Source organism: Arthrobacter sp. Y3221160 (assembly GCF_059092585.1).
Window position 1 is genome coordinate 1694632 of the sequence record NZ_JBNHHU010000001.1, and the last position, 12717, is coordinate 1707348.

The following is a 12717-nucleotide window of genomic DNA, read 5'->3' on the forward strand; positions in this document are numbered from 1 at the left end:
TCAGGCGTCTGCCGTGCGTCCCGCGGCGAAGGAGGACAGCGCACCCGTCTTCGCCAGGCCCATGACCGCCAGCCATGGCAGCAGCCCGGCAATCACGACGCCGGACAAGGCGGCGAAGCCCACGTACGCCAGCTGCCACTCGGCGGCCCAGAGCATGTTGTAGAGGATGTTCTCGCTGATGGACAGCGCCAGGCCTGCGCCCAGGCCGGCCAGCAGCGCCACGCCCAGGTTGAACCTGCGGTACAGGAAGAGCAGGAAGACGACTTCGGCACCCAGGCCCTGGATCAGGCCGGAGACCAGGACGGTCATCCCGAAGCTCGTGCCCAGCAGCGCGGAGACAACCGCGGCCAGCATCTCGCAGTAGATGGCGGCGCCGGGCTTGCGGATGATCAGCCCGCCCAGCACGCCCGCCATCAGCCAGCCGCCGGTGTACAGCCCGGCGGAAGGCGGGAAGGCTATGGTCAGGCCCTCGATCAGCGGCCAGCCCGCCGACCAGGCCCAGAAGATGACGCCGACGGCCACGGCGACCACCGAGGCCACGACGATGTCCACTACCCGCCAGCCGTAACGCTGCTTCCGGGCAGGAGTGGGTGTGGCGGGTGCATTCGAAACGGTACTCATTGGAATCCTCCTGGTTGCAGGAGGGGAGGGCGGCCACGCGGCGCGCCCCGAGAACTCGACTCCCTTCGCCGGTACTAACCGGAGCAGGTTCGAGGGTCTGCGGTCTATCCGCACTCTCAGCGTCCCTCCCGGTCTCGGTGTGCACCGGCCGGTCGGACGCTCCCCTGTCGTCACTAGATGCTGTCTGGCAGCACGCACCAGTCTACACTCGCCCGCGGCGGCGCGGCATTCGGGGCGCAGACCCGGGGAAAATGCACGACGGCACACGGCCCGGGCGGGTGCCGGGCAGTAGGCTGGGAACCGGAACAGCAGTTGAGACGGGGCTGCGGCCCCGGAAGGGAGCGGGCATGAGTGTTGTGTTGAGGCTCTTGGGCACACTGGTGAGTATCGGCGCGGGCCTGGCAGCCAGCCAGTTGCTGGGGCTTGTTTGGAAGATGGTCACCGGAAAAGATGCGCCGAAGAGCGACGATGACCTGGAGAACAGCCTGCGGGCGGCGGTAGCCTTCGCCGTGGTGTCCGGCACCGTGGCGCGCGTGATCCAGGTGCTGACCAAGCGCGCCACCGCCAAGGCGGTCATCCGCTACGACAAGACCCGGGAAATGGTCTAAGCGGTCCCTCGAGGATTCCGATGGGGGACGGGCCGCGGGCCCGTCCCCCATCGCGTTCTGTTACCGGCCGCCGGCACCCGCCCAAGGCACGCGCCCCCGTTGGTCGGCAGGTTACCGCCCCTTGGTCGGCAGGTTACGGAGCGTCCGCGGGGCCGGCGCCGCCCCGGTCGGTCCGCCCGGGAACGGCCCCCGCCCCCGCGGTGCGCCGTTCCCCCGGCTTCCCGGCGTCCTGCCCGCCGGCGGCAGCACGGCTGCCGCCGTCGGCACCGGGACCGGCCAGCGGTGCGTCATCTGAGGACGCCGCGGCGTCTTCCCGTGCCGCCGCCTCCACCACCGCGTCGAGGTCGTCCACGCTGAGGATTTCCTTGCGCAGGTGTTTGGTGCGGTAGCCGGCCCGGCCCACCATGTGGGCGGAAACCGGCACGGTCAGCAACTGGAACAGCCAGGCTATGAGGAGCACGGGCACCGCCACCCAGCTGCGCAGCTGCAATCCCAGTCCAGTCAGCAGCAACAGCAGGCCGAAGACCTGGGGCTTCGTGGCCGCATGCATCCGCGAGAGCAGATCGGGAAACCGCAGCAGGCCGATGGCCGCGGCCAGGGACATCCCCGCGCCGGCGATCAGGCAGACGGCGGTCGCGATGTCGAGTATCAAGTCAGTGTTCACGGGGCCGCCCGTCCGTCACGAAACGAGCCACGGCGACCGAGCCGATGAAGCCGACAACGCTAATGACGACGACCAGCGTCAGGTTGTTCATGTGGCCGCCGGCGGCCATGTCCACGATGAGTCCGGCGCAGACGATCGCCAGCAGCACGTCTATGGCCAGCAGCCGGTCCAGCAGCGACGGCCCGCGGGCCAGCCGGATCAGCGACAGTACAGCGGCCCCGGCCAGCACTGCGCTCACGACGATTTGCGCGACCGGAATGACGTCCCCGTTCACACTGCACCTCCCCTGCCGGTACCTTCGGCCTTGACCATCGCCAGTTCTTCCTTCGTGCCCATCGTCCGGATCAGGCCGGCCTCGATTCGCCGCACCTGGGCGCGAAAACGCTCGGCGGCCTCCTCGGTGTCAACGTCGATCACGTGCAGGTAAAGCGTGGACGTCGAGCGGTCCACGTCCACCACAAAGCTGCCGGGGATCAGCGAAATGGCATGCCCGGTGGCAGTCACCAGCAGATCCGAGTGGCTTCGCAGCCGGACCGCCACCACCGCGTTGCGCAGCGTCGGGCCGCGGGTCAGTGCCAGCCACAGGACTTCGACGCTTGCGACCGCGACCTGCCACACGAAGGTGGCGGCGAAAATTCCCGCGGCCAGCGGATTGAAGCGCCCGCTGAGTTCGACCGGCGGCAGGTAGAACAGGTTCACGATGAGCAGCGCGATCAGCAGGCCGAAGATCAGGTTGCCCGGGCTGAAATCCTGCCAGAGGGAGCCCCAAAGGATGACCAGCCAGGCCAGCAGCGGCAGCTCGACCCAGATGGAGATGCGCGGTTTCCTCATTGGCCCACCTCCTGCATTGCGCCCTCACCCAGGACGGCCTCGACGTACGGGGTGCGCTGCAGCATCTCCCGCGCCGCCTGGTCGCTGAGCTCGAACAGGGGCCCGGCGAACACGGTCAGGGCAACGCCCATCGCCACCAGCCCGACCGTCGGCCAGACCATGGGCAGCGGCAGCAGCTGGACGACGCCGCGGCCGGTGAACCGCCCGTGCGGTTTGTTTTCCACGTGGCGGGTGGTCCGCAGTGCGGACCCGTCGGGTTTGGTAGCCACCAGGACCGGGTCCGGGTGCTCGGCGTCTTCGGGGCGGCGCCAGAACACGCGGTTCCAGACCCGTGCCATGGCCAGCAGGGTCAGCAGCGACGTGACCATGCTGCCCGCCACGAGCACCCAGGCGACCGGGGTGCCCAGTTCCACGCCGCCCTGCACCAGGCCGATCTTGCCCAGGAAGCCGGAGAACGGCGGGATGCCGGCCAGGTTCATGGCCGGGACGAAGAACAGGATGGCCAGCAGCGGCGACAGCTTGGCCAGGCCGCCCAGCCGGTCCATGTTCGTGGTTCCGCCGCGTCGTTCGATCAGCCCGGCCACCAGGAACAGGCTGGTCTGCACCGTAATATGGTGCGCCACATAATAGACCGCCGCGCCGAGCCCCACCACCGAGGACATCGCCAGGCCAAACACCATGTAGCCGATGTGGCTGACCAGGGTGAAAGAGAGCATGCGCTTGATGTCGATCTGGGCCACGGCCCCGAGGATGCCCACCACCATGGTCAGCACCGCCACGATCATCAGGAACGTGTTCAGCCGGTCGCCGGGGAACAGCAGTGTCTCCGTGCGGATCATGGCGTAGACGCCCACCTTGGTGAGCAGGCCGGCGAACACCGCGGTAACCGGCGCCGGCGCCGTCGGATAGGAGTCGGGGAGCCAGAAGGACAACGGGAATACCGCCGCCTTGATGCCGAAGGCCACCAGCAGCATCAGGTGCAGCGTCATCTGGGTGGCCGGATCCAACTGGCCGAGCTTGATCGCCAGGTCGGCCATGTTAATGGTCCCGGTGGCGGCGTAGATCATCGCGATGGAGACCAAAAACAGCACCGAGGAAATGACGCTGACAACGACGTACGTCACGCCGGCGCGGATCCGGGGGCTGGTGCCACCCAGCGTCATCAGCACGTAACTGGCCGTGAGCAGCATTTCAAAGCCGACGTACAGGTTGAAGAGGTCGCCGGTCAGGAACGCGTTGGAAACGCCCGCCACCAGGATCAGGTAGGTCGGGTGGAAGATCGAGACCGGGCCTTCTTCGTCGCCGTCGGTCATGCCCTGGCCGGAGGCGTACAGCAGCACCGCCAGGCTAACGGCCGAGGAGACCACCAGCATCAGGGCGGACAGCTCGTCCACCACCAGGGTGATGCCAAAGGGGGGAAGCCAGCCGCCGAGGTTCACCGCCTGCGCGCCGTTGGCCCAGGCCGAGGCCAGCATCACGGCTTCCAGTGCCAGCGTCACCGTCAGCGTGATGGCGCCGGTCCTGCGCTGCGCGTTGGGGTGGCGGATCAGCACGAACGCCAGGGCAGCACCCAACAGCGGCAGGACTACTGCCAGCGGCGCGATGGTGGCGGCGTTCACTGCTTTCTCTCCATCCGTGACCTGGTGGTGGCTGGCGTTTCCTCGGCTTCGTCGGGCGGGACGAACTCGGTGGTCTCGGCCGGGATTTCCGCGTCGTCCTCGGCGTCGAAGGTGGGCTGGTTGGCCACGCGGCGGTCCTCGATGTCGTCCTGCACCTCGTCCTGCCGCCCCAGCACCCAGGAGCGGTAAATGATGGCCAGCATGAAAGCGGTGACGGCGAAGGAAATCACGATGGAGGTCAGGATCAACGCCTGTGGCAGCGGATCGCTGTAGGCGTCGGCGGGGATGTCGCTGCCGAAAATGGGGGCAAGGCCCGCCGGGCCGCCGGTGCTGAGCAGCAGCAGGTTGGCGCCGTTGGTGATGAGCATGAGGCCGAGCATGACCCGGGTCAGGCTGCGTTCGAGGATCAGGTAGACGCCCACGGCGAACAGCACGCCCATCACCAGCAGCAGCGTCAGGTTCACGGTCACCGGGACACCTCCTCCTCGATCGTTGCGGGCACTTGCAGTTCGGCGGTCTTGCGGCGGCCGTGGGTCCGTTCCTCCGTGCGTTCGTCGATCTCGGCGCCGAAACTGCGCAGCACGTCCAGCACCAGGCCCACCACCACCAGGTAGACCCCGATGTCGAAGATCGTCGACGTGACGAACTTGTGGTCGCCGAAGACCGGGAGGCTGAATTCAAGGATCGCGCTCTGGAAGACCTGGCCGCCCAGGAAGAGCGGGACGACGGCGGTCAGCGCCGCGGCGCCAAGCCCCAGGCCCAGCAGCAGGCCGGCGCTGATGGGCGTGGCTTCGGCCAGTTCGATCCGTCCGCCGGCCAGATAGCGGACGGTCAGCGCGATGCCGGCCAGCAGGCCGCCGGCGAACCCGCCGCCGGGGAGGTTGTGGCCGGTCAACAGCAGGTAGACGGAGAAGATCATCACCGAGTGGAACAGGAGGCGGGTGATCACCTCGAAGATGATGGAGCGGCGTTCCGGCGCCAGGGTGCGGCCGGCCACCAGCCAGGCGTCGCGCGGGACGACGGCGAACTTGCGGGCCGTCGCCAGGGCCGCCGCCTCGCGGTCCGAGTGCGCCACGGTCTCGTAACCGCGCCCCACGGATCCGCTGGCGACGGCGTCCACGGGCTCCGGACGCTTCTCCCCGCGGCTCCGGATGAAGATCAAGCTGGCCACGCCGGTAGCTGCCAGGGCCAGCACGGAAATCTCGCCGAACGTGTCCCAGGCCCGGATGTCCACCAAAATGACGTTGACGATGTTCTTGCCGCCGCCGCCCTCATAGGCCAGCTGCGGCAGGGCCAGGGACACCGGATCGGCCGTGCGTGCCGCCATCGCCGTCATCGCGATCACTATCATCGTGAGGCCGAAAGCGGCGCCGATGATGGCGCGCAGCAGTTTGAAGCGCCCCGGCGTGCGCAGCCACAGTCGCGCCGGCAGGGACCGAAGTGCCAGCACGATAGCCACCAGGGAGACTGTTTCAACCAGCATCTGGGTCAGCGCCAGATCCGGCGCCCCCTGCATGGCGAAGATAAAGGCCAAACCATAGCCGGCCACCGAGACCATCAGCACCGCCATGAAGCGCTTGTTCGCGCGGATGGCACCCAGCGCTCCTGCCGCCACGATCAGCCCCGCGATGGCCTGCGCCGGGGTATCGAACCACACCACGCTCTCGGGCAGCGGAGCGTCCATCAGGACGATGGCGCTCAACGGAGTCACGATCGCCACGATCAGGATCACGCACAGGTAAAAGACCAGCGAGCCCCGCTGGGTCCGGCCCGTGACCCAGATGGCCACCTCGTCCAGCACGCCGATGATGCCGCGGTAGATCCGGTCCGCGTCCGGGATGAAGCGGATCCTGGCCTGGAAGGCCGCTATCGGAGTGCGCAGCAGGAACAGGGCGACACCGGCGGCGATGGTGACGGCGGTCAGCCCGAGAGCCGGCGTCACCCCGTGCCACAGCGCCAGGTGCGTGGCCGCGGTGTCCAGGGTGAAGAGACCGGCGTAGGGGGCGACGGCGGCTTCCACCGGGGCGGGCCAGAGCCCGAACACCACGGTGGCCACGGCGAGCACGGCGGGAGCCGCCAGGAAGGCCCACGGAATGGGCTTGAACTCGATGGCCGCGCGGCCGGGTTTGGCCGCGAACCCGCCCCAGACGAAGCGGGCGCTGTAGGCAAAGGTCAGGATGGATCCGGCCACCACGCCGGCCAGGAGCAGGCCCCCCACCCAGCCGGAGACTTCAGCCCGGTGGATGAAGGCTTCGTAGACCGACTCTTTGGCGACAAAGCCCAGCAGCGGCGGCAGGCCCGCCATCGACGCGGCACCGATGACGGCGACCACGAACAGTTTCGGGGCCTTGCGGTACAGGTGCGACAGTTCGCGGATGTCACGCGTTCCGGCCTGGTGGTCGATGATGCCCACCACCAGGAACAGGGTCGCCTTGAAGAAACCGTGGGCCAGCAACAGGCCCATTCCGGCCAGCGCGGCTTCCTGCGAACCGAGCCCGACCACCAGGGTCAGGAAGCCCAGTTGGCTGACCGTCCCGTAGGCGAGGATCAGCTTCAGGTCGTTCTGGCGCATGGCCTGCCAGCCGCCCACCAGCATGGTCAGCAGCCCGAGCCCCAGCACGACGCCGTGCCAGTAGTCGGTGCTGGAGAATCCGGGCGACAGCCGCGCCACCAGGTAGATGCCGGCCTTCACCATGGCGGCGGCATGGAGGTAGGCGCTGACCGGGGTCGGCGCCGCCATGGCCGCCGGGAGCCAGAAGTGGAAGGGAACCAACGCGGACTTGCTGATCGCGCCGATGAGTACCAGCAGGATGGCTATGTCGATGATCTGGCCGTGTGCCATCAGCGTTCCGGCTGCCGCGAGGATCTCGGAGATCCGGTAGGTGCCGGCGGTTTGGCCGATCATGAGCAGGCCAACCAGCATGGTCAGCCCGCCGAGAGTGGTAACCATCAGGGCCTGCAACGCGGACCGGCGCGCCGAGAGGCGGTGCCTGGCGTACCCGATCAGCAGGTAGGACAGGACGGTGGTGAGTTCCCAGAAAATGTAGAGCAGGATCAGGTCATCGGCGGTGACCAGGCCGAACATGGCGCCGCTGAAGGCCAGCAGTTGCGCACCGAAAGGACCGATGTCCGGATCGTCGGCCTTGAAGTAGCGGGCGCAGTAGAACAGCACCAGGGCGCCGACGCCCAGGATCAGGATGCACAGCACCGCCGCGAGGGTGTCCATCCGAAAGGCCAGTTCCAGCTGCAGGCCCGGGACCCAGGCGAAGACCTCCGACGGCGGGGCGTTCGGAGCGCCGTCCAGCGCCGCCTGGCTGGACCCGGTGTAGTTGTCGAACGTGGCGATCAGCCAGACGAATCCGGCGGCGGGAACCGCGGCGAGGATATAGAACGTTGACCGGCCGAGCTTCCGGAAAATTAAGGGCGCTATAAAGGCCACCGCAAAAAGCAGGGTGAGCACAATCAGCACGAGGATACTCCGGAACTTCCTTCGGGTTTGCCAAGGATTTAGACGGACAGGGCCAAGGTCCATTCTACCCATGGCATAGACGGCGCGGCGCCGCCGAGGGCCGCGGACAGCCGCCGGGAGGGCCGCGGACAGCGGCCGGGAAGGCCGCGGCGGGCTCGTGATCCCGCTGTTCGCCAAAGATTCACGCGGCTCCCGGCGCTGCTCAAAGTTCGCAGCAGGCGAAACGGATAGCATCGCGGTATGACTGAGTCGGCCGGCATTCCGGCAACCCACACGGCGGGCGGCGTGGCCGCGGAGCGGTTGAATAAAAAGCAAGTCATGGCCTGGGCCTCCTGGGACTGGGGCTCCGCCGCCTTCAACGCGGTCATGACAACTTTCGTGTTCACCGTCTATCTGACCAGCGATGCCTTCGGCGGCGAGGCCTTCGCGTCCGAAATCCTCGGCTACGGGCTGGCTATCGCCGGGCTGGCCATCGCCCTCCTGGCCCCGGTCACCGGGCAACGCTCCGACACCGGGGGCCGCCGCAGGCTGTGGCTCGGGCTCAACAGCGTCGCCGTCGCGGTACTGACCGGCCTGTGCTTCTTCGTCTTCCCCTCCCCCGGCTTCCTTTTCCTGGGCGTGGGACTCATCGCGCTGGCCAACATCTTCTTCGAGTTCGCGAACGTGAATTACTACGCGATGCTCACCCAGATCTCCACGCCGTCGACCATCGGCAAGGTCAGCGGCTTCGGCTGGGCCATGGGTTACGTCGGCGGGGTCGTGGCGCTGGCCCTGGTGCTGGTCGGGTTCGTGCTGCCCGAAACCGGCTGGTTCGGGGCGACGGCGGAGAACGGGCTGAACATCCGCCTGGTGGCGGTGTTCTGCGCCGTGTGGTTCATGGCCTTCGCGCTGCCGGTACTGTTCGCCGTCCCGGAGATCCCGCGCCAGCCTGCCGCCGCGTCGCTGAGCTTTTTTGCGTCCTACGGACTGCTCTTCCGCCGCATCAAGGCGATCTTCACCTCCAGCCCGCACACGATTTTCTTCCTGATCGCCAGCGCCATCTTCCGCGACGGGCTCGCGGCGGTGTTCACCTTTGGCGGGGTGATCGCCGCCGGCACCTTCGGCTTCTCGCTCAGCCAGGTAATCGTCTTCGCCATCGCCGGCAACGTCGTCGCAGCGGTCGGCGCCGTCGCGGGCGGGGTCCTGGACGACCGCATCGGCCCGAAGAACGTCATCGTGGGGGCGCTGGTCGGGCTGATCGTCGCCGCCGTCGCCATTTTCGCGCTGGGCCCGGGCAACCACGTGTTCCTGGGCAACGCCTGGACCGGCGACACCACGTTCTGGGTCTTCGGCCTGCTGCTGTGCCTGTTCGTGGGGCCGGCCCAGTCGTCGTCCCGGGCCTACCTGGCCCGGCTCGCGCCGCGCGGCGAGGAGGGCGAATTCTTCGGCCTCTACGCCACCACCGGGCGCGCAGTCAGCTTCCTGGCCCCGTCCCTGTTTGCGCTGTCCATCACCGTCTTCGGCGAACAGCGCCACGGCATCCTGGGCATCCTCGTCGTGCTGGTCGCCGGCTTGCTGGCGCTGCTGCCGGTCAAGACACCGGCACGGATCCAGCGCGCCAGTACGCCCCGCGCCTGAGGCGCCCGGCCAGGGTCAGCGTTCGATGACGGTGCGGTGGAAGTTCTGGTAGCTGCGCGAAGCCGTGGGGCCGCGCTGGCCCTGGTAGCGGTTGCCGTATACGCCCGAACCATACGGATGCTCCGCCGGCGAGGACAACCGGAAGAAGCACAGCTGGCCGATCTTGGAGCCCGGCCAGAGCATGATCGGCAGCGTCGCCATATTGGAGAGTTCCAGCGTCACGTGCCCGGAGAAACCGGGATCGATGAACCCTGCGGTCGAGTGGGTCAGCAGGCCAAGCCGCCCCAGCGAGGACTTGCCCTCCAGCCGGGCCGCGATGTCATGGGGCAGCGTCACGGTCTCGTACGTGGAGCCGAGCACGAATTCGCCGGGATGCAGGACGAACGGTTCCTCGGGGTCCACTTCCACCAGCCGGGTCAGCTCCGGCTGCTCCAACTCCGGGTCGATGTGGGCGTACTTATGGTTGTCGAACAGCCGGAAGAACCGGTCAAGCCGCACGTCCACGCTTGAGGGCTGGATCATGTCCGGCTGGAACGGATCCAGGACGATGCGTTGGGAGTCCAGTTCGGCACGTATATCGCGGTCGGAGATCAGCACCCTTCAAAAATACACGGGACCGGCGCTCTCCCCCGACGCATGACGCGGCCTCCGCCCGGGCACTTGCACCGGGCCTCTGGTCGGAACGGTGTCAGCGGTGCGACGATTGAACCAGGCGGGCCGCGGCTCTCTCGGTGGCGGCCACCGGGCCGCTGTCGGCGGGGGAACGAACGGCCTCCGCCGGCAGCTTAGAAGCCGCCGGTCAGGCCTTGCCGATTTCCGTGCGCACCGCGTACAGCTCCGGGAAGAAGGTGAGCTCCAGCGCCCGGCGAAGGAAGCCGGCGCCGGAGGATCCGCCGGTGCCCTGCTTCATCCCGATGGTCCGCTCCACCGTCTTCAGGTGCCGGAAGCGCCAGAGCTGGAAGTTGTCCTCCAGGTCCACCAGTTCTTCGCAGGCCTCGTAGACGTCCCAGTTCGCGCCGGCATTCTCGTAGACGGCCTTGAACGTCCCCACCAGTTCCTGGTTGAACTCGTGGGCCTCGGTCACGTCACGGTTTAGCAGCTCCGCCGGAACCGGGTAGCCGTGCCGGTGCAGGTAGGCCAGGAATTCGTCGTACACGCTGCTTTGTTCCAACAGCTCGCCCAGCATGGCCTGGGCGGCCGGATCGTCCGCAAAGACGGCCAGCATGCCCTTGTTCTTGTTGCCCAGCAGGAACTCCACGGCACGGTACTGGTAGGACTGGAAGCCCGACGCCGAACCCAAATCGCCCCGGAATTCGGCGTATTCGGAAGGCGTCAGCGTGGCCAGCACGGACCATTGCTCGGTCAGCGAGCGCTGGATGTGCTTAATCCGGGCGATGCCTTTCATGGCGAACCGCAAGTCGTCGTCGCGCAGCTTCTGCCGGACGGTGCGCAGCTCGTGCAGCACCAGCTTCAACCACAGCTCGGACGTCTGGTGCTGAATGATGAACAGCATCTCGTCGTGGTGCTCCGGGCGGCTGACCGGGTGCTGGGCGGAGAGCAACTGGCCCAGGGACAGGTAGGAGCCATAGCTCATCTTGTCCGAGAAATCAGTCTCGATGTCGTCCTCGAGACGTCGGGTGTTCTTGTCTACGGTCATGGCGGCTTCCGTCGGTCCTCCTGCCTCGTTGCAGGCCTGCTACCAGCCTACGGCCCCGGCGCCGCGAATGCTCCGCAGCCGCGCTGGGGTCCTCAGCCGCGGACCGAGGAGTCCCACCGCCACTTCCGGCCGCGGGTTTCGGGCGTCCTGCCGCTGGCGTGGAGCAGATCCTGCCAGGGATCGCCGGTGCGCCGTGCGGCCGGAAAGATGCGGTTCAGCACCCGTCTCAACACGGCTTCGTCAGGCCGGTAGCCGACCCCGTGGACGGCCAGTATGTCGAATCCGTGCAACACGGCTTCGGCGATGCCCATCGCCGCGAAACCGGAGGCGTCCGAGGTCCCGGCCGGATGGTAACCGCGGTGGGTGCGGGTGGCCGTGGCCGTCACCGCGTACAGCAGGCCCGCGGCGGCATCGAAACAACCGACGATGCCGGCCGTTCCCTTGGCAGGGTCGGGCCAGAACAGGATCTGCGGCCCGCCCGGGCGCCAAGGCGGCGGGTCCAGCAGCGCCACGTAGCCGTCCTGCGGCGGGTTCCGCCCCGACAGCTGCAGGGCGTAGAACGCGAAGTCGTCCATGATGTGGGCCACCGTCTCGCGGCAGCTCCACTCCAGCTCCAGCGCGGGGTCGTCCCAGGCATCGTCAGGGAGCTCCGCCAAGCGGTCGGCCAGGTCATCGGTGATGGTGCGGAAGTCTCCCGCCGTTGGGTCCATCCACTGATCCTGCCGCAGAGGAGCGGCAAGCGCCACCGTTCCCGGCGATGCTCAGCCCATGCGGCGCTCCCCGGCCTCCACCGGTGCCGCAATAATGTTGCCTTCCACCGGCATCGGGCAGGTGCCGAACGCGGTAAAGGCGCTGGGGAAGTTGGTGGCCCGGTTGAAATCGATCAGCACCGTGCCGTCGGGGCCGGGACGGCGGGTCACCACGGAACGCCAGCCGGCGGTGCTGTCTCCGTTGGTTTCGTCGTGGAAGTTCAGCGACAGGGCGCCCAGTTTCTCTTGCTCCGCCACCAAGGTATGGACCGTTCCGCCCAGTTCGAAGCTGACCGTGCCGACGGCGGTGGCGATGCCTCCCACCGCCGGGTTCGAGGTGGCTATCTGCAGCGCGAGGGGCTCCGGATACGCCTGGAACCGGCCGGCCACCACCAGGTCCGGGTTGTAATCGAAAACCGGGACCCCGTCGAAGTCCCGCCGCTTGAGCGAGTCGTTGTCCCGCGTCCGGATGGCGTACCGGTCGCCCCGGACGGCCAATTCGACGGCGACGCTGCCGCGGCGCACCCAGAGCAGCGACTCCTCGTTTCCCAGGGATGCCGTCAAGGTGCCGGTGGCCGGCTCCCCGCTGTCCGCCAGATACAGGCCGTCCTCGGCGCTCGCCGTCAACGAGGCGTGGCCGCCGCCGGATGCCGGCCCGTTGGCGCTCCACAGGCCGGTGATCTTTTCCAGCCGCGCGGGCTCGGCCGGCAGCCACTGCAGCGAGGTGAGCGTGAGCCAGCCGTGCTCCGCTGCCAGCGCCTGGTTCCGGTTGTCCCTGAACCGGAGCCAGCTTTCCCGCCGGCGGGTCTCGTCGCGTGGAGTGGTCATGCTCGCCGTCCCTCAAATCAATTGCCGGGCACTCCGGCAGTACGGGGCACAACG

General features: G+C 67.9%; 12 protein-coding genes, 1 pseudogene and 1 riboswitch. Of the genes and pseudogenes, 2 read left to right on the forward strand and 11 right to left on the reverse strand.

Annotated elements, in window-relative coordinates:
• Complete coding sequence (locus AC5RWG_RS07860; protein WP_494166721.1) at positions 1 to 621, reverse strand: ECF transporter S component; 621 nt, start codon at positions 619 to 621, stop codon at positions 1 to 3.
• 43 nt (positions 622 to 664) lie between these two features.
• A riboswitch (TPP riboswitch) is annotated at positions 665 to 797 on the reverse strand.
• Between the two features lie 171 nt (positions 798 to 968).
• Between AC5RWG_RS07860 and AC5RWG_RS07865 the strand changes: the two genes are divergently transcribed.
• Positions 969 to 1229 (forward strand): DUF4235 domain-containing protein, encoded by a 261-nt coding sequence (locus AC5RWG_RS07865; protein ID WP_494000708.1) that lies wholly within the window; start codon positions 969 to 971, stop codon positions 1227 to 1229.
• Positions 1230 to 1515: 286 nt separating this feature from the next.
• Here AC5RWG_RS07865 and mnhG read toward each other — a convergent pair.
• The 6 genes and pseudogenes from mnhG to AC5RWG_RS07895 form a co-directional block, all read right to left on the reverse strand.
• Positions 1516 to 1893 (reverse strand): annotated as a pseudogene (gene mnhG / locus AC5RWG_RS07870) (monovalent cation/H(+) antiporter subunit G); the annotation flags it as partial.
• A complete protein-coding gene (locus AC5RWG_RS07875) occupies positions 1883 to 2167 on the reverse strand; it encodes an MrpF/PhaF family protein (protein ID WP_494000709.1) in 285 nt (94 codons plus the stop codon). The gene AC5RWG_RS07875 and the pseudogene mnhG, both read right to left, overlap by 11 nt.
• Entirely contained in the window at positions 2164 to 2724 is a 561-nt protein-coding gene (locus AC5RWG_RS07880; RefSeq protein WP_494000710.1) for a Na+/H+ antiporter subunit E, read from the reverse strand. Before AC5RWG_RS07880 ends, AC5RWG_RS07875 begins: the two co-directional genes overlap by 4 nt.
• The gene (locus tag AC5RWG_RS07885) at positions 2721 to 4343 is read right to left on the reverse strand and encodes a Na+/H+ antiporter subunit D (protein WP_494000711.1); all 1623 of its coding nucleotides are present in this window, start codon (positions 4341 to 4343) and stop codon (positions 2721 to 2723) included. The genes AC5RWG_RS07880 and AC5RWG_RS07885 overlap by 4 nt, the downstream gene beginning before the upstream one ends.
• Positions 4340 to 4813, reverse strand: a complete 474-nt coding sequence (locus tag AC5RWG_RS07890) for a Na(+)/H(+) antiporter subunit C (protein ID WP_493989594.1) — start codon at positions 4811 to 4813, stop codon at positions 4340 to 4342. Before AC5RWG_RS07890 ends, AC5RWG_RS07885 begins: the two co-directional genes overlap by 4 nt.
• Positions 4810 to 7812, reverse strand: a complete 3003-nt coding sequence (locus AC5RWG_RS07895; protein WP_494166722.1) for a Na+/H+ antiporter subunit A — start codon at positions 7810 to 7812, stop codon at positions 4810 to 4812. The genes AC5RWG_RS07890 and AC5RWG_RS07895 overlap by 4 nt, the downstream gene beginning before the upstream one ends.
• Positions 7813 to 8130: 318 nt before the next feature.
• Here AC5RWG_RS07895 and AC5RWG_RS07900 point away from each other — a divergent pair, with 318 nt between their 5' ends.
• Entirely contained in the window at positions 8131 to 9429 is a 1299-nt protein-coding gene (locus tag AC5RWG_RS07900; protein WP_494167107.1) for an MFS transporter, read from the forward strand.
• Positions 9430 to 9444: 15 nt separating this feature from the next.
• On the opposite strand, the gene dcd is transcribed toward AC5RWG_RS07900, so the two are convergent.
• From dcd to AC5RWG_RS07920, 4 genes are all read right to left on the reverse strand, one after another.
• Entirely contained in the window at positions 9445 to 10026 is a 582-nt protein-coding gene (gene dcd, locus AC5RWG_RS07905) for a dCTP deaminase (protein WP_494000714.1), read from the reverse strand.
• 202 nt (positions 10027 to 10228) lie between these two features.
• On the reverse strand, positions 10229 to 11086 hold the full coding sequence (locus AC5RWG_RS07910) for a tryptophan 2,3-dioxygenase (protein WP_494166723.1): 858 nt from the start codon (positions 11084 to 11086) through the stop codon (positions 10229 to 10231).
• Between the two features lie 92 nt (positions 11087 to 11178).
• Positions 11179 to 11796 (reverse strand): DinB family protein, encoded by a 618-nt coding sequence (locus tag AC5RWG_RS07915; RefSeq protein WP_494166724.1) that lies wholly within the window; start codon positions 11794 to 11796, stop codon positions 11179 to 11181.
• Positions 11797 to 11847: 51 nt separating this feature from the next.
• Positions 11848 to 12663, reverse strand: coding sequence for a DUF1684 domain-containing protein (locus AC5RWG_RS07920; protein ID WP_494166725.1), 816 nt, complete (start codon positions 12661 to 12663; stop codon positions 11848 to 11850).
• Between the last annotated feature and the right edge of the window lie 54 nt (positions 12664 to 12717).